The following is a 14,909-nucleotide window of genomic DNA, read 5'->3' on the forward strand; positions in this document are numbered from 1 at the left end:
CAGTATGAGCAGTATGTCGGTTTCCACCGCGCTCTGGGGCGGCGGCCGTGCATGCGACTCAGGTTAGGTACGCGCCCGCGACGAGGGCTTCTCCAATACTGACCGTTTCACCCCTGCCCGGTCAGCCCGGCACACGTCAGCCAGATGTGCTCGCACGCCGCCGACGCCAGCTCCAGGCTCCCTGGGGACTCCTGCGAGGCGTGGTAGAAGCTCCGCTCGATCATCCAGCACAGCGCGCGGGCCATCGCCGCCGCCTGGTCGGGCGCGCCGCCGGCCGGCACGCCCGCCCGCTGCAGCACGGCGGCGATGGCTCCGGTGAACAGGTCGGCCGTGTGGCTCCACAGCTGCCCGATCTCCGGCACGGTCAGCGACAGGTCGATCGCGGTGCGCATGACGAGGCCGTGCTCGTTCCACAGCTCGATCGTGCGCCGCATGGCCGCCGCGATGGCCTGGCGCGGGTCGTCGCTCTCGGCCGTGGCCCGCGAGCGCTCCCACAGATGCTCGACGGTTTGCGCCACGAGCGCCGTGACCACCTCCTGCTTCGAGCCGAAGTAGAAGTAGAGCGCGCCGCGGGTGATGCCGGCGCCCTGGGCGATGTCGCCGACCGTCATCGCCTCGTAGCCCTTCTCGGCCAGCAGCGACTCGCAGGTGTCGAGGATCGCCCGCTCCCGCAGATCACCCTTGCGCTCCGTGGCGCGCCGGCGCCGCGCGGGCTGGGTGCCGGGCATCAGAGCTGTGCGCCCTCGGGGAAGTCCGTCGTACGGGAGAGCTGCTCCCATGCGCGGATCTCCTCCTCCACGGCGGCGCGCTGGGCGGCGATCAGGCGCAGCGCGTCGGAGCCCAGCACCAGGTGGGCCGGCGGCTCCTCGACCGAGGCGATGTGGACGACGGCCTCCCCGGCCTTGGCCGGATTGCCCAGCTGGTTGCCGCTCGCCTTGAGCCGCTTCTGGCGGATGGGCATGAACAGCTCGTCGTAGTCCTCGATGAAGTGCTCGGCGCGCGTCATGGACCGCCCCGACCAGTCCGTACGGAACGAGCCCGGCTCGATCGCCGTCACGTCGATGCCGAACTGCTCGACCTCCTGAGCCAGCGACGCGAGGATGCCCTCCATGGCCCACTTGCTACCGCAGTAGGCGGACATGCCGGGCACGGTCATCATCCCGGCCATGGAGGTGACGGCCATCAGGTGGCCGCTGCGGCGCTGCCGCATGTAGGGGAGCGCCGCTCGCAGCGTGGCCACCGCCCCGAAGACGTTGACCTCGAACTGCCGCCGCACCTCCGCCAGCGGGGTCTCCTCGAACGTGCCCTCGAGGCCGTAACCGGCGTTGGCGATGACGACGTCGAGCGGGCCGACGTTCTGCTCGACGTCGTCCAACACCCGGGTGACCGCCTCGTCGTCGGTCACGTCGAGGATGCGGCCGTGCGCGCGGCCCGGCTCCAGCTGCTCGAACGCCCGCAGGTCCGCCTCGGACCGGACGGTCCCGGTGACGATGTGCCCGGCGGCCAGCGCTGCCTGGGCGATGGCCCGGCCGAGGCCCGAGCTGGCGCCGGTGATGAGCCACTTCTGTTGCTGCATGTCCCCCCCAAGGGCTCTGGGAGGAGCCCGACCGGCTCCCCACAGCACAAAATCTACACTATGTCGATTTTTCTCGTCAATGTGTCGATTATCGCTGTGGGGTGGCGGCGAACCAGATCCCCGCCGCCGCGCACACGACCGCCGCGAGCACCATCGCGGCCGCCGGCCCCGCCACGCCGCCCATGACGGCGACGCCGAGCGTGGCTCCGGCCTGCCGTACGGCGTTGAGCAGCCCTCCCGCCGCACCTGCCGCCTGCGCGGGCGCGGCCCCGATGACCGCCGAGACCAGCGCCGGCAGCACGAACGACACGCCGAGACCGCAGCCCAGCAGCCCGATCGCCAGCCAGAGGTACCCGGCTTCCGCCTGGATCGCCGCCCCGAGCGCGACGCCGCCCGCCGCCAGCAGCGTCAGCCCGAGCAGGATCGGCGGGCGCGGGCCGACCCGGGCGGCGAGCCGGCCGACGAGCGGCGGGTTGAGCACGAACGGCAGGGTGAGCGGCAGGAAGGCCAGCCCCGTGGCGGCGGCCCCGAGCCTGAGGTCCTGCTGGAACAGCAGGGGCAGCACGAACAGGGTGCCGTTGAGCGCGAAGTTCACCGCCGCGCCCACCGCGAGCCCGGCCAGGACGCCACGGCTGCCCAGCAGCGCCGGGTTCAGTACGGGCGTGTCGCTGCGCCGTTCCAGCACCGCGAACGCCACGGCGGCCAGCACCGTGGCGATGCCCGACCCGGCCGCGTGCAGCCAGGCCCGCGCACCCGCCGCGACCAGCGCGTCGGTCAGCAGGGCCAGCACCGCGCAGGCCGCCGCCTGCGCCCGCCAGTCGATCCTGCGGTCACCACGCGGGGTGTCGGCCGCCCGCCCGAGCGTCAGCGCGAGCACCAGCAGCGCGATCGGCACGTTGACGAGGAAGATCGCCCGCCAGCCGGCCCAGTCGACCAGGACTCCGCCGATCAGCGGACCCGCCGCCACCGCCGCGCCGCTGATCGCCGCCCAGGTCGCGACCGCCCGCCCGCGCGCCGCCGGCTCCGGGTAGAGGCGCGCGATCATCGCCATCGACGCCGGTACGCAGGCCGCTCCGGCGGCGCCGAGCACCACCCGCAGCCCGACCAGGACGGCCAGCGTCGGAGCCAGGGCCGACAGCAGCGAGCCGAGCCCGAACGTCAGCACCCCGGCGCGGAAGACCCGGTGCGCGCCGTACCGGTCGGCGACCGCGCCCGCCGACAGCAGCAGCGCGCCGAACACCACCGTGTAGCCCGTAGTCGCCCATTGCAGCCCGGCCATGGAGGTGCGCAGCGAAGCGGCCAGGTCCGGCTCGGCCACCGACAGGACCGTCATGTCCAGCAACACCATGAAATATCCGAAAGAGATGCCCACCAGCGCCGCCGTCCGGCGCGTCGCGGGCGTGGTTCGCGCGAAAGTCATGCGCCACACCTTCGGACCGCCGGTACCGGCCGCTCCACCAGCGGATCCGCACGCCGCGTTCGGAATGTCCGAACGCACCTCCTGGTTGCGTCACCACATGGAGCTGCGCCAGTTGAGGATCTTCGAAGCCGTGGTCCGTCACCGTACGGTCACCGACGCCGCCGTCGCCCTCGACCTGGCGCCCTCCAGCGTCTCGGCGCAGATCCGCGCCCTGGAGCGGTCGCTCGGCGTGGACCTGTTCGCGCGCACGACCAAGGGCATGCGCCTCACCCCGCAGGGCGAACGCCTGCTCACCTGGTCACGCCGCCTGCTCGACCAGGCCGAACAGGCGCGGCGCGAGGTCCGCGGCGAGGCGGAGCGGCTGCGGCTGGGCGCGCTGGAGACCATCGCCGCCACCCACGCGCCGCGCGTCCTCACCACGCTCACCGGGCGCCGCCCCGGCCTGCGCGTGGACGTCCTGCCCAGCATGCGGCGCGACGACCTGCTCGCCGACGTCGCCACGGGACGGCTGGAGGCGGCGCTGCTCCTCGACACCGGCGACACCCTCGGCGACCTCGGCTTCACCGCGCCGCCGCTGAGCTTCCTCGACATCGACACCGTGCCTCTCGTGCTCGTCGCGGCGCCCGGTCATCGGCTGCACGGGCGTCCCGCACCCGCTCTGAGCGAGCTGTCCGGCGAGCGGCTGCTGGTCAACGTGCCCACCTGCTCCTTCCACCTGGCCGCCGACCGGGCCTTCGGGCCGGCGATGGAACGCGTGCAGGCGGGTGGGGTGCAGGTGATGCGGGCGTGGGCCGAACAGGGGCTCGGCATCGCGTTGCTGCCAGAGTTCGCCGTTTCCGCCGCGCTGCGGGCCGGCACGCTCGTGCGGCTGGACGTCGCCGTGCCCGACCTGGGGCTGCGGCTGGTCTGGCGCGGCGACCGCGAATCGCTGCCCGGCCTGCGTGATCTGCTGTACGCCACGATTCCTCAGTCCCGGGTGTCTGTCTGAGTCTTCCGTCCTCGTCATCTCCATGCCGGACCGCTAGTCGATGGCAAGGAGCGACACATTGGGCACCATCAGCGTCTTCGAGGCCGTCACCCTGGACGGGGTGATCACCGTGCTCGGGAGCGGTGAGCTGGTCCGGTCGCCGCACCGGGTCGGGCTCGTGGACGAGTACGTCCTGCTGATCCACCCGATCGTGCCGGCGTCGTCATCGCGCGTTGTTCCATGAGATGAGAAAGGATCCCATCATGCGATACATGCTGTTGTTCCACTACAGCGAGGAGAGCGAGGAGACCCTCGGGGCCGAGGCCCTCGCCGAGGGCCGGCGGGCGATGGCGGCCTATGCCGCCACGCTGGAGCAGGCCGGGATCCTGGTGAGCAGCCAGATCCTGCAGTCGTCCACGGTCACGACCACGCTCACCGCGACCGGCGGCGAGCCCCGCATCCAGGACGGCCCGTACGCCGACACCAAGGAGCAGCTCGGCGGCGTGGTCGTCATCGACGTCCCCGACCTCGACACCGCCCTGACCTGGGCCCGCCAGGCACCACCGGCCGCCTGGGGCACGGTCGAGATCCGTCCCGGCGCGGTGCACATCGAGGACGGCGCCTGGGTCCCCTCGTGACCTCCCACCCACCCGGCGAGGCGGCGAGGGTAGCGGAGCGGGCGGCGCGGGAGTCGTTCGGGCGGCTGGTCGCGTTGCTGGCCGCCTCCACCGGGGACCTGCAACTCGCCGAGGACACGCTGGCGCAGGCGTTCGAGCAGGCGCTGGTCACGTGGCCGCGCGACGGCGTGCCGGGCAACCCGGAGGGCTGGCTGCTCACGGTGGCGCGCAACCGGCAGCGGGACTTCTGGAAGTCCGCCGCGCACCGCCGGTCGGCCCCGCTGGAAGACGCCGCCGACCAGGGGAGTGCGCCCCTGGTCGGGCTGGACGAGGACGCCGCCCCCGACCGGCGGCTGGCGCTGCTGTTCGTCTGCGCGCATCCGGCGATCGCCGCGAACGTCCGTACGCCGCTGATGTTGCAGACCGTGCTCGGGTTCGACTCCGCCGAGATCGCGCGGGCGTTCGCGGTGCCCGCGGGCGCGATGTCGCAGCGCCTGGTACGCGCCAAGCGGCGGATCCGCGACGCCCGCATCCCGTTCGCCGTCCCCGGCCGCGAGTCGATGAACGAGCGGCTGGCGCCGGTGCTGGAGGCGGTGTACGGCTGCTACGCCCTGGCCTGGCCGGACCGGGGCGACGCCGGGTCCCTGGCCGGCGAGGCCCGCTACCTCGCGATCACGGTGGCCCGCCTGCTCGGAACCCAGCCGGAGGCGTGGGGCCTGGCCGCGCTGCTCACCCTGGACGCGGCACGGGCGGGGCGTCCCGGCGGGCCGTACCTGCCGCTGGAGGAGCAGGACCCGTCAGGCTGGGACAGCGGCCTGATCGCGGAGGGCGAGCACTACCTGGCCAGGGCCGGACGCCCTGGCCAGGCGCCCGGCCGGTTCCATCTGGAGGCGGCGATCCAGGCCGTCCACTGCGACCGCGCCAGGACCGGCACGACGGACTGGCCCGCGCTGCGCACCCTCTACACGGCGCTGGTCGCCGTCGCGCCCAGCCTGGGCGGCCGGGTCGCGCACGCGGCCGTCACCGGACGGACGGACTCTCCGCGGCACGCGCTGGACCTGCTCGAAGCCCTCCCGCCCGAGCGGGAGCGGTTCCAGCCGTACCACGCCGTACGGGGTGACCTGCTGGCCAGGCTCGGGCGGCACGAGGACGCGGCGGCGGCGTACGCGCAGGCCGTCGAACTCACCACTGATCCGGCAGTCCGCGCGTTCCTCACGACTCGGCGATCTCCCGGCGAAATGTCGGACCAGGCCGGTACGGTCTGACCGACGACAACCGAGCACCTGGAGTAGGGGCGATGGACACATCCGCATACGTGAAGGCCGCCGTCGAGCAGACCGGCGTCCTCGCCGGCTGGGTCGACGGCAAGGACGCGGCGACCCGGGTGCCGACCTGCCCGGAGTGGGCGCTGTCCGACCTCGTCGACCACGTCGGCGGCGTGCAGCAGATGGTGACCACGCTGGTCCGTGACCGGCTGCTCGACCCGACCCCGGCGTTCGCCGTCGCTCCAGGCCCCGCCGACCCGGCCGAGTGGCGTGCCTGGCTGACCGGCTGCGCTGACGAGGTGCGGCAGGCCTACTCCGCGGTGACCGACGAGACGCCGGTGTGGGATCCGTCGGGCGCCGCCGCGGGCGTGCCGTTCTGGGCACGCCGGGTGTTCGGCGAGGTCTGCGTGCACCGCGCCGACGCGGCGGCGGCGCTCGGCCTGCCCTACGAGCTGGCGCCCGACCTCGCCGTCGCGGCCCTGGCCGACTGGCTGGCCACGATGACCTCGCGCGGCTACTGGGACAACGTCCCGCGCTTCGCCGAGGCGATGCGCGGTAACGGTCAGACCCTGCGCTTCCAGGCCACCGACGCGCCGGGCGCCGACTGGCTGGCCCGCCGCGAGCAGGACGGCGTCGTCCTGGAGCAGGGCGGCGACAAGGCCGACGTCACGGTCAGCGGCCCGGTCACCGACCTCCTGCTCGTGATCACCAGGCGCCGCGCCCTCGACGCGGCGCCCGCGCTCGACGTGCAGGGCGACCGGGCGCTGTTCGAGCACTGGGTCGACCACATGGACTGGGTGGCCGGCTGAGCCGTCACTGGCCGATCATGCGGACCTTCATCACGTACCAGAACGACTCCTCGTACGTGCCGACGATGTTCTTCGTGTAGGTGTAGACCTCGCCGGGGTCGAGCGTCCCGCACGTCCCTCCGTAGACCTCGATCGCGCCCAGCTCGACACCGGCCCCGACCAGCGGCGGGGTGACCTCGCGCAGGCTGTAGGACTTGATGGTGTTGCCGCTGATGGTGATGTCCGGGATGTTGAAGTCGGCGGGGTCCGCGTCGTCGCCGGCGCGCATGTTCACCCAGCCCGCGGGATACAGGTACGGAAGCAGCCGCACCCGGATCTCGTCCTTCCCGTCCGACTCGGCCACCTCGATCGCGTCGAGGTCGTAGAACTCCACCCGGCACGACGACGTCGCCGTGGCCGCCTGCGCCGCCGGCACGGCCGGCACGGCCACGGCCGCCGTCAGAGCGAGCGCGGCGGCGAGTTTGTACGAGTGTCGCATGCTGCTTCCCCTCCTGGTGAACTGCCTGGAAACGTGCCGCCAGGGTCCGGCAGGACGCGTGAGCCGACCGTGAGAGCCCAGCTCACCGCAGGTGTGCGGACGCGGGAGAGCGGGCAGGGTCAGCGGAATGCAAGTTGCGTTGACGGCTGGGGTGTTCGACGGTCAGGGATGGGGACAACTCGGGGATCTGGGGCTGGCGTTACTGCTGTCCGCCGCGATCGGGCTGGAGCGCGAGATCCGGCAGAAGAGCGCGGGGCTGCGGACGCACACGCTGGTCGGCTTCGCCTCTGCGCTGATCATGCTGGTCTCCAAGTACGGCTTCGCGGACGTGCTGGGCGACAACGTCGCCCTCGACCCGTCCCGGGTGGCCGCGCAGATCGTGTCCGGCATCGGCTTCATCGGCGGCGGCCTGATCTTCGTCCGCCGCGACGCGGTGCGCGGCCTGACGACCGCCGCGGTGGTGTGGCTGACCTGCGCGGTCGGCATGGCGGCCGGGGCCGGGCTGTGGGTGCTGGCGATCGCCGTGACGGTCGGGCACTTCCTGGTGGTGTTCGCGTTCACCCCGCTGACCGGCCTGCTGCCGCGCTCGAAGTACGCGCAGACCCCGCTGCGCCTGACGTACCTGGACGGGCGGGGCGCGCTGCGGCGGGTGCTGTCGGCGTGCACGGACAAGGGGTTCGTGATCGCGGAGCTGACTATCGACCGCGAACGCCGGGAGCAGGGCGGCGTGTCGATCTGGCTCGTGGTGCAGGGCCCGGGGTCGATCAGCGACCTGGCGAGCACGCTCATGGACATCGACGGCGTGCTGACGGTCGCCGGCACCGACCTCGACGCCTCCGCCTCCTGACCCGTACGAGTTGACAACCAGCGATCTCCTCCATCACCCTTTCACTACTTAAATAGTGAAAGGGTGATTCTGGTTTGATCGAGTTCAACCTGGATCGCGGCTCAGGGGTCTCGACCTACCTGCAGCTCGTGCACCAGGTGAAACAGGCCCTCCGGCTCGGCACGCTGCGGCCCGGCGACCAGCTGCCGACCGCCCGAGAGGTGGTCGAGCGCCTGGCCATCAACCCCAACACCGTGCTCAAGGCGTACCGGGAGCTGGAGCGCGAAGGGCTGGTCGAGGGGCGGCCCGGGATGGGGACGTTCGTCCGGCAGGGCATCGCGGGCGCGACGCTCGCCGACCACACGCGGCTGCGGCGATCCCTGGAGTCGTGGGTGCGCGACGCCCGCGCGGCGGGGCTCGACGAGGAGGACCTGCGGGCGCTGTTCACCGTGGTCGTGGCCGACGTCGCGAAGGAGGGCGCGGCATGAAACCCGCGCTGGAGGCGACCGGGCTGGGCGTCCGCTACCGCCGTGCGTGGGCGCTGCGCGACTGCTCGCTGTCGCTGCCCGCAGGCCGCGTGGCGGCGCTCGTCGGCCCCAACGGCGCCGGCAAGACGACGCTCATGCACGCGGCCGTCGGCCTGCTGCGGCCCGCGCTGGGCGGCGTGCGGGTGGCCGGCGAGGTGGCGTTCGTGGCCCAGGACAAGCCGCTGTACGACGGCTTCACCGTCGCCGAGATGCTCACCTTCGGCCGCCGCATGAACCGGCACTGGGACGACGCCGCCGCGAGAGACCGGCTCGCCGCGCTGGGCATCCCGCTGGATCGCAAGGCCGGCCGGCTGTCGGGCGGCCAGCAGGCGCAGGTGGCGGTCACCTTGGCGCTGGCGAGCCGGCCCGACCTGCTCGTGCTGGACGAGCCGCTGGCCAACCTCGACCCGCTGGCCCGCCACGACGTGATGCGCTCGATCATGGCGGAGGTGGCCGGGCGCGAGCTGACCGTGCTGCTGTCCTCCCACGTCGTCTCCGACCTGGAGGAGACATGCGACTGGCTGATCGTGCTCAACGGCGGCAGCCTGCAGGTGAGCGGCGACATCGAGGACCTGCTCGACGGGCATTTCGTGCTCACCGGGCCGGAGGAGGCGTCCACGGCGGGCACCCACGTGGTGACCGCGAGCCGTACCGGCAGGCAGGTCAGCCTGCTGGTCAGGGGCGCCCTACCGCCCGACCCGCGCTGGCAGGCGCGCCGTCCAGGGCTGGGCGAGCTGGTCATGGGCTACCTGCGCAGCCCTGAGTCGGCGGCGCTGCCGGGACTCGCGGGGGTGCGCGCGTGATCTGGGTGACGTGGCGCCAGCACCGGGCGCAGATCCTCGTGACGGCGGGCTTCCTGGCAGTGCTCGGCGTGCTGCTGCTCGGCTCGGGGGTGGAGGCCGGCCGGTACGTCGCCGAGCACGCACCGCCCGGCTGCCCGGGCCCCGCCGTGGCCTGCGGCGACCTGGCCGTGGCGCTCGGGCAGCGCTACGACGCGGTGTACTCGGTGTTCGGCTGGATGCCTCTGGTCGCTCCCGCGCTGATCGGCGCGTTCTGGGGCGCGCCGCTGCTCGGCCGCGAGTACGAGCGCGGCACCCACCGCCTGGCCTGGACCCAGTCCGTGTCCGTGGGCCGGTGGCTGGCGATCAAACTGTCGGTGCTGGGCGGGGCGGTCGTGGCGGGCGGGCTGCTGCTCTCCCTCATGGTGAGCCTGTGGCGGCCGGTGTTCAGGACGGGGATCGACTCCGCGTTCGGCAACATCGGCGTGTTCAACATGGTCGGCGTGGTGCCGGCGGCGTGGTGGCTGTACGCGTACGCGCTCGGCACGCTCGCCGGGACCATGTTCCGGCGGACGCTGCCCGCGATGGCGCTGGTCGTGGCCGGTGTGGTGGTGACCATGTTCACGCTGTTCCAGCTGAGCGACCACTACGCCGAGCCGGCCCGCGCCGAGCTGGCCGGCACGGTGGTGCTGCCCGACCAGGACGCCCGGCTGGTGCGCGGCACCTGGGTCGAGCCGTCGGGCGAAGAGGTGGACGACCCTTCGAACACCGGCTGCCCGCGCCGCCTGGACGCGGGGCAGAGCAGCAGGAACGCCGAGGCGTGGCAGGCGTGCCTGTTCGGCAAGGGCTACCGCTACGCCGTGTACTACCACCCGCCGTCCCGGTTCTGGCGCTTCCAATGGACGGAGGCGGCGATCCTGACGCTGGCCTCGGCGGCACTCGGCGGGCTGGCCGTGCGCCGCACCCTTCGCCGTCCGGGCTGAGGCCGTTGCTACACACCTGACGCACGGTCGCCGCCCGGCGGAGACGCGCTCATCGCGGGCTGGAGACATCGGTGCCGCACGCTGGCCGGCATGCGGAGAATCGTGATGCTTGTGCTGGTGTGCGCGCTGTCCGGGTGCGGGGTCGCCTCCGGGACGGACGTGCCTCTGCCGTGGCCGGACGAGGGGCAGGCCGCGGTGGAGGTGGTGGGCGTGGGCAGGCTGGGTTCCAGCGGGGGCGCCGAGCCGGTGCCGATCGCGAGCGTGACGAAGGTGATGACCGCGTACGTGCTGCTGCGCCGCCACCCGCTCAAGCTGTCCGGCCAGGGCCCGTTGATCACCGTGGATCGGACGGCGGCCGAGGAGTCCTTCCTGCCGCAGGAGTCCACCGTCCCGCTGGTCGAGGGGCGGCGGATCCGGCTGCGGCGGCTGCTCGAGCTGATGCTGGTGCCGTCCGGCAACAACGCGGCCCGGCTGCTGGCCCGGTGGGACGCCGGCTCGGAGGAGCGCTTCGCCGTCCGCATGAACGCCGCCGCCCGCCGCCTCGGCATGAGCGCCACCACGTACACGGGGGCCAGCGGCATCGAGGACAGCACGGTCAGCACCGCGTCCGACCAGCTCAAGCTGGCCGGGGCGGCCATGCGCGACCCGGTCTTCCGCGCGGTGGTGGCACAGAAGGACACCGCCGTGCCGGGCGACTCCGGGCGGCTGCCCAGCACCAACACGCTGCTGGGCAGGCACGGCGTCATCGGCGTCAAGACCGGCTCCGGGACGGCGGCGGGCGGCAACCTGATGTGGGCCTCCCGGGTGGAAGGCCGCCTGGTGCTGGGCGTGATCCTCGGCCAGGCGGCCGGCACCAACCCGGTGGCGGGCAAGGCGGCGGCGCTGGAGGCCGGCGCGCGGATGAGCGCGGCGGTCGAGCAGTGGCTGCGCGCCGCCGCCCCCGCGCCCGCGTGAGCCGCCCCGCCGGGGCGGCTAAGCTGCGCGCATGGCACGGATTCTCCTCTTGCACTCGATGTACGGCCTGCGGCCCGCCGTCCACCAGGCCGCCGACAGGTTGCGGACGGCCGGACACGAGGTGCACGTGCCCGATCTCTACGACGGCCGGGTGGTCGGCACCTCTGAGGAGGGCATCGCGATCAAAGAGGAGATCGGCCGCGACGAGCTGCTCAAGCGAGCCGTGACCGCCGCGGCCCCCCTGTCGGAGCACGGCCTGGTCTACGCCGGCTTCTCGCTCGGCGCCGCGCTGGCACAGAACCTCGCCCTGGGCGACGAGCGCTCGCGCGGCCTGCTGCTCATGCACGGCACCTCCGACATGGCCGACGGTGTGGCGGCCGACGACCTGCCGGTGCAGCTCCACGTCGCCGACCCCGACACCAGCGAGCCCGCCGACTGGCTCAACGCCTGGTACATCCAGATGCGCAGGGCGCGGGCCGACGTCGAGGTGTTCCGCTACGCGGGCGCCGGCCACCTGTTCACCGACCCCGACCTGCCCGACTACGACGCCGAGGCGGCCGAGCGCGCCTGGGCGATCGCGCTGGACTTCGTGGCCGACCTGTGAGACCCGCCGGTCTCACCGCACATCGAGAGGGAGACGGACGATGCCGACCGGCATTGCCATCCGCGATGTCCGCGCGCAGCTGTTCGGGGCGGCCGAGCGGGTGCTGCTGCGGGCCGGGCCCGAGGGCCTGACCAGCCGGGCGGTCACCGCGGAGGCGGGGGTCGCCAAGGGGGTGCTGCACCGCCACTTCGCGGACTTCGACGCGTTCCTCGTCGAGCTGGTACGCGACCGCGTCGCCCGCCTCGACGCCCAGGCCGCCGCGCTCGTCGCCGCCGCGGGCACCGGCACGGTCGCGGGCAACCTCACCGCCGCGCTGATCGAGCTGTTCGACCCGGTCACCGTGTCGATCGCCGGCCTGATCATCTTCCGCGACGAGCTGCGCGCCCGCCTGCGCGAGTCCACGCCGTCCGGGGTCCCGCTGCTGGCCGAGGGGGCCGCCATGTTGCGCGCCTACCTCGCCCGCGAGTGCGAGCTGGGCCGGGTCGCCGCCGACACCGACGCGGCGACGCACGCGCTGACCCTGATCGGGGCCGGGCACCTGCTGTTCGCCGACCGTGCGGCCGGGCCGCCCGAGGAGCAGGCGGTGGCGGCCATGGTCAGCACGGTGATCGCCGACATCGTCCAGCGACGCCTCCTCTGACCGCCCGAGCAAGCCGGGATCAGGCTGCTTCGACCCTCGCGCGGGCCGGGCCGCGTGCGGGTCGGAAACCCGCGCGGGTCAGGCGCCGGCGCCGCCGTCCACCGGGACGATCGCGCCGGTCACCATCGAGGCGCGGTCGCTGAGCAGCCACGCCGCCACCTCGGCGACCTCACGGGGCTCGGCCATCCGGCCGAGCGGGGTCATGGCGGTCGCTTGCTTCTGGACGCCGGGCGTCTTGGCCTCCCATTCGTCCATCATCTTGGTGACGGTGGCGCCGGGGGTGATGCCGTTCACCCGGATGCCGTCGGACGCCCAGCTCACCGCGGCGGTCTCGGTGATGCTGTTGAGCGCCCGCTTCATCGCCCCGTACGCCGGCAGCGCGGGGTTGGCGCGGCGGCTGCCGATGCTGGAGGTGTTGACGATGGCGCCGCCACCGCCGCGCCGCATCAGCGCGGCCTCGGCGGTCATGGCCGTCCAGTGCCCGCGGAAGTTCACCGCGAACTGCCGGTCGATGTCCTCGTCGCTGGTGGTGTCGAGCGGCCCGGGCTGCTGGATCGCCGCGCCGTTGTTGAACGCGCCGTCCAGCCGCCCGTGCAGCTCCTCGACCCGCTCGACCGCCGCGCGGACGCTCGCCCGGTCGGCCAGGTCCACGGCCACGGCGTCGGCGACGCCGCCGTCCTCGCGGATCTCGGCCACGATCTTGTCCAGTACGCCGGCGCTGCGGGCGGCGAGCACGACGGCGGCGCCCTCGCGGGCGAAGAGCCGGGCAGCGGCCTCGCCGATGCCGCGGCTGGCGCCGGTGATGAGCGTCACCTTGCCGGTGAGCAGGCCGACAGGGGCGGAAACAGTGGTGTTGGTCATGCGACCAGTGTCAGCCGGGCAGCCGGAGCGGATGCAGGCACAACCGGTACCAGGCTACGCGGCCTCGCGACAGGCACACTGGAGATATGGACAAACAGGAACTTGGGGCCTTTCTGCGCAGCAGGCGGGAGCGGCTCCGCCCGGATGACGTCGGCCTGCCTTCGGGGCCGCGCCGCCGGACACCCGGCTTGCGCCGCGAGGAGGTGGCGGTGCTCGCGCACATCTCCACCGAGTACTACGTCCGCCTGGAGCAGGGCCGGGCGCCGCGCCCGTCGGGTGAGGTCCTGGCCGGGATCGCCGCCGCGCTGCGGCTCACCGACGCCGAGTCCCGCCACCTCCACGTGCTGGCGGGCACCGCGGAGAGCCGTACCGGGCTGCATCCGCGCGACGTGCGCCCGAGCATCCTCGCGCTGCTGGAGCGGCTGCCGCAGACGGCCGCCTTCGTCACCTCTGCCGCGTTCGAGGTGCTCGCATGGAACCACCTGGCCACCGCGCTCATGGAGGACTTCGGCAAGCTCGCCCCGAAGGATCGCAACGTCGCGCGCCGGGCCTTCCTGCCCTGGACACTGGAGGGGCCCCGCCCGTACGGGATCTCCGACGCCGGCGTCTTCCGCCAGCACGTCGTCATGGAGCTGCGCCGCACCCAGGCCCGCTACCCGTCCGACCCCGAGATCGCCGAGCTGGTCGAGGAGCTGCGTACCGGCAGCCCCGAGTTCGCCCGCCTCTGGGAGCGGCACGACGTGCAGCCCGCGCCCACGCTCTCCAAGACCTTCCACCACCCGGTCGTCGGTTCCGTCACCGTGGACTGCGACTCGCTCGCGCTCACCGACTGCGACCAGCACCTCATCCTCTACAGCGCGCCTCCAGGATCAGCCGACGCCGAGGCCCTGGCGCTGCTGAACGTCCTCGGCCCCGACTACGCGCACCGATAAGTCAACAGCGATTTACATCCGTGGCCGGCCGCCGCTATCCTGCCGGAGTAAACGGAAAGGGACATCGATGACCGGAGGCGGCACCGAGGTCGTCCGGCGCCGCGACGCGGCCAGGACCCGGCAGCGGCTGCTCGACGCGGCGCTCAAACGCTTCGCGCACGACGGCTACGCCGCGACGACCGTCCGCGACATCACCGACGACGCCGGTGTCAACGTCGCCCTCGTCAACCGCTACTTCCAGTCGAAGGAAGGGTTGTTCGAGGCGTGTCTGGAGGCCGCGTCCGAGGAGCTGCGCCGCATCGCCGACCACGCCCCCATCCCTGACGCCATCAGGCACGTCATCACCGCGACCGGCGAGGGGCGGCTGACCGACGTGCTGCTGCTCCTGCTGCGCACGTCCGGTGACGAGCGCACCGAGCGGATGCGCGTCGGGCTGCTGAGGTCCACCAGCGAGGACCTGGCCGCCGCGGCAGGATGGCGGCCCGACGCGCCGGAGGGTGAGCAGCTGATGCTGCGCGCCCAGCTGGTTCTGGCCCTGTCGGTCGGGGTGGCCACGCTGCGGGTCTCCACCGGGCTGCGGCCCCTGGCCACAGCCTCGGACGAGGACCTGGCCGGACCGCTGCGCAAGGCCGTGGACGCGCTGCTGCCCAGGCCGTGAGCGCCGCTTCCGT

General features: G+C 73.2%; 19 protein-coding genes. 14 read left to right on the forward strand and 5 right to left on the reverse strand.

Annotated elements, in window-relative coordinates:
- Positions 1-107 precede the first annotated feature (107 nt).
- The 3 genes from AB0K28_RS21680 to AB0K28_RS21690 form a co-directional block, all read right to left on the reverse strand.
- Positions 108-728, reverse strand: coding sequence for a TetR/AcrR family transcriptional regulator (locus AB0K28_RS21680; RefSeq protein WP_364372694.1), 621 nt, complete (start codon positions 726-728; stop codon positions 108-110).
- Complete coding sequence (locus tag AB0K28_RS21685; RefSeq protein ID WP_364372697.1) at positions 728-1,576, reverse strand: oxidoreductase; 849 nt, start codon at positions 1,574-1,576, stop codon at positions 728-730. Before AB0K28_RS21685 ends, AB0K28_RS21680 begins: the two co-directional genes overlap by 1 nt.
- 88 nt (positions 1,577-1,664) lie before the next feature.
- Positions 1,665-2,996 carry an MFS transporter gene (locus AB0K28_RS21690; RefSeq protein WP_364372700.1) on the reverse strand — a complete coding sequence of 444 codons (1,332 nt, stop codon included), beginning with the start codon at positions 2,994-2,996 and terminating at the stop codon, positions 1,665-1,667.
- A gap of 112 nt (positions 2,997-3,108) precedes the next feature.
- Here AB0K28_RS21690 and AB0K28_RS21695 point away from each other — a divergent pair, with 112 nt between their 5' ends.
- From AB0K28_RS21695 to AB0K28_RS21715, 5 genes are read left to right on the forward strand one after another with little or no spacing between them, the layout of a single operon-like run.
- On the forward strand, positions 3,109-3,984 hold the full coding sequence (locus AB0K28_RS21695) for a LysR family transcriptional regulator (RefSeq protein ID WP_364372703.1): 876 nt from the start codon (positions 3,109-3,111) through the stop codon (positions 3,982-3,984).
- Positions 3,985-4,042: 58 nt separating this feature from the next.
- Positions 4,043-4,207: a hypothetical protein gene (locus AB0K28_RS21700; RefSeq protein WP_364372706.1), complete on the forward strand. Its 165-nt coding sequence runs from the start codon at positions 4,043-4,045 to the stop codon at positions 4,205-4,207.
- Positions 4,208-4,226: 19 nt separating this feature from the next.
- Positions 4,227-4,601, forward strand: coding sequence for a YciI family protein (locus AB0K28_RS21705; RefSeq protein ID WP_364372709.1), 375 nt, complete (start codon positions 4,227-4,229; stop codon positions 4,599-4,601).
- Positions 4,598-5,845 carry a DUF6596 domain-containing protein gene (locus AB0K28_RS21710; protein ID WP_364372712.1) on the forward strand — a complete coding sequence of 416 codons (1,248 nt, stop codon included), beginning with the start codon at positions 4,598-4,600 and terminating at the stop codon, positions 5,843-5,845. Before AB0K28_RS21705 ends, AB0K28_RS21710 begins: the two co-directional genes overlap by 4 nt.
- 32 nt (positions 5,846-5,877) lie before the next feature.
- Positions 5,878-6,654, forward strand: coding sequence for a maleylpyruvate isomerase family mycothiol-dependent enzyme (locus AB0K28_RS21715; protein WP_345406908.1), 777 nt, complete (start codon positions 5,878-5,880; stop codon positions 6,652-6,654).
- A gap of 4 nt (positions 6,655-6,658) precedes the next feature.
- On the opposite strand, the gene AB0K28_RS21720 is transcribed toward AB0K28_RS21715, so the two are convergent.
- Positions 6,659-7,132 (reverse strand): hypothetical protein, encoded by a 474-nt coding sequence (locus AB0K28_RS21720; RefSeq protein ID WP_364372715.1) that lies wholly within the window; start codon positions 7,130-7,132, stop codon positions 6,659-6,661.
- Positions 7,133-7,259: 127 nt separating this feature from the next.
- On the opposite strand from AB0K28_RS21720, the gene AB0K28_RS21725 reads away from it, so the two are divergent.
- The 7 genes from AB0K28_RS21725 to AB0K28_RS21755 all read left to right on the forward strand — a co-directional run bounded on the left by AB0K28_RS21725 (position 7,260) and on the right by AB0K28_RS21755 (position 12,445).
- Entirely contained in the window at positions 7,260-7,979 is a 720-nt protein-coding gene (locus AB0K28_RS21725; protein ID WP_364372718.1) for an MgtC/SapB family protein, read from the forward strand.
- A 74-nt stretch (positions 7,980-8,053) separates the two neighbouring features.
- Positions 8,054-8,446: a GntR family transcriptional regulator gene (locus AB0K28_RS21730; protein WP_345406917.1), complete on the forward strand. Its 393-nt coding sequence runs from the start codon at positions 8,054-8,056 to the stop codon at positions 8,444-8,446.
- Entirely contained in the window at positions 8,443-9,288 is an 846-nt protein-coding gene (locus AB0K28_RS21735; protein ID WP_364372722.1) for an ABC transporter ATP-binding protein, read from the forward strand. Before AB0K28_RS21730 ends, AB0K28_RS21735 begins: the two co-directional genes overlap by 4 nt.
- Entirely contained in the window at positions 9,285-10,247 is a 963-nt protein-coding gene (locus AB0K28_RS21740) for a hypothetical protein (RefSeq protein WP_345410048.1), read from the forward strand. The genes AB0K28_RS21735 and AB0K28_RS21740 overlap by 4 nt, the downstream gene beginning before the upstream one ends.
- A gap of 90 nt (positions 10,248-10,337) precedes the next feature.
- Positions 10,338-11,201, forward strand: coding sequence for a serine hydrolase (locus AB0K28_RS21745; RefSeq protein ID WP_364372725.1), 864 nt, complete (start codon positions 10,338-10,340; stop codon positions 11,199-11,201).
- Between the two features lie 31 nt (positions 11,202-11,232).
- Complete coding sequence (locus tag AB0K28_RS21750) at positions 11,233-11,805, forward strand: dienelactone hydrolase family protein (RefSeq protein WP_345406923.1); 573 nt, start codon at positions 11,233-11,235, stop codon at positions 11,803-11,805.
- 40 nt (positions 11,806-11,845) lie between these two features.
- Positions 11,846-12,445, forward strand: a complete 600-nt coding sequence (locus tag AB0K28_RS21755; protein ID WP_345406926.1) for a TetR/AcrR family transcriptional regulator — start codon at positions 11,846-11,848, stop codon at positions 12,443-12,445.
- A 78-nt stretch (positions 12,446-12,523) separates the two neighbouring features.
- Here AB0K28_RS21755 and AB0K28_RS21760 read toward each other — a convergent pair whose 3' ends face one another.
- Positions 12,524-13,306 (reverse strand): SDR family oxidoreductase, encoded by a 783-nt coding sequence (locus tag AB0K28_RS21760; protein WP_345406929.1) that lies wholly within the window; start codon positions 13,304-13,306, stop codon positions 12,524-12,526.
- 86 nt (positions 13,307-13,392) lie between these two features.
- On the opposite strand from AB0K28_RS21760, the gene AB0K28_RS21765 reads away from it, so the two are divergent.
- Both AB0K28_RS21765 and AB0K28_RS21770 read left to right on the forward strand, forming a co-directional pair.
- A complete protein-coding gene (locus tag AB0K28_RS21765) occupies positions 13,393-14,238 on the forward strand; it encodes a helix-turn-helix transcriptional regulator (RefSeq protein WP_345406932.1) in 846 nt (281 codons plus the stop codon).
- Positions 14,239-14,305: 67 nt separating this feature from the next.
- Positions 14,306-14,896, forward strand: a complete 591-nt coding sequence (locus tag AB0K28_RS21770; RefSeq protein WP_364372730.1) for a TetR family transcriptional regulator — start codon at positions 14,306-14,308, stop codon at positions 14,894-14,896.
- Positions 14,897-14,909: the final 13 nt, after the last annotated feature.

It is taken from the genome of Nonomuraea sp. NPDC049504 (assembly GCF_040676845.1).
Lineage (GTDB): Bacteria > Actinomycetota > Actinomycetes > Streptosporangiales > Streptosporangiaceae > Nonomuraea > Nonomuraea salmonea.

What these genes read in the sequence shown, in the direction of transcription:
- AB0K28_RS21770 (WP_364372730.1), top strand. Translation starts at nt 14,306, where the DNA reads ATGACCGGAGGCGGCACCGAGGTCGTCCGGCGCCGCGACGCGGCCAGG.
- AB0K28_RS21760 (WP_345406929.1), bottom strand. Translation starts at nt 13,306, where the DNA reads ATGACCAACACCACTGTTTCCGCCCCTGTCGGCCTGCTCACCGGCAAG.
- AB0K28_RS21765 (WP_345406932.1), top strand. Translation starts at nt 13,393, where the DNA reads ATGGACAAACAGGAACTTGGGGCCTTTCTGCGCAGCAGGCGGGAGCGG.
- AB0K28_RS21755 (WP_345406926.1), top strand. Translation starts at nt 11,846, where the DNA reads ATGCCGACCGGCATTGCCATCCGCGATGTCCGCGCGCAGCTGTTCGGG.
- AB0K28_RS21680 (WP_364372694.1), bottom strand. Translation starts at nt 728, where the DNA reads ATGCCCGGCACCCAGCCCGCGCGGCGCCGGCGCGCCACGGAGCGCAAG.
- AB0K28_RS21750 (WP_345406923.1), top strand. Translation starts at nt 11,233, where the DNA reads ATGGCACGGATTCTCCTCTTGCACTCGATGTACGGCCTGCGGCCCGCC.
- AB0K28_RS21705 (WP_364372709.1), top strand. Translation starts at nt 4,227, where the DNA reads ATGCGATACATGCTGTTGTTCCACTACAGCGAGGAGAGCGAGGAGACC.
- AB0K28_RS21725 (WP_364372718.1), top strand. Translation starts at nt 7,260, where the DNA reads ATGCAAGTTGCGTTGACGGCTGGGGTGTTCGACGGTCAGGGATGGGGA.
- AB0K28_RS21685 (WP_364372697.1), bottom strand. Translation starts at nt 1,576, where the DNA reads ATGCAGCAACAGAAGTGGCTCATCACCGGCGCCAGCTCGGGCCTCGGC.
- AB0K28_RS21715 (WP_345406908.1), top strand. Translation starts at nt 5,878, where the DNA reads ATGGACACATCCGCATACGTGAAGGCCGCCGTCGAGCAGACCGGCGTC.
- AB0K28_RS21690 (WP_364372700.1), bottom strand. Translation starts at nt 2,996, where the DNA reads ATGACTTTCGCGCGAACCACGCCCGCGACGCGCCGGACGGCGGCGCTG.
- AB0K28_RS21745 (WP_364372725.1), top strand. Translation starts at nt 10,338, where the DNA reads ATGCGGAGAATCGTGATGCTTGTGCTGGTGTGCGCGCTGTCCGGGTGC.
- AB0K28_RS21735 (WP_364372722.1), top strand. Translation starts at nt 8,443, where the DNA reads ATGAAACCCGCGCTGGAGGCGACCGGGCTGGGCGTCCGCTACCGCCGT.
- AB0K28_RS21720 (WP_364372715.1), bottom strand. Translation starts at nt 7,132, where the DNA reads ATGCGACACTCGTACAAACTCGCCGCCGCGCTCGCTCTGACGGCGGCC.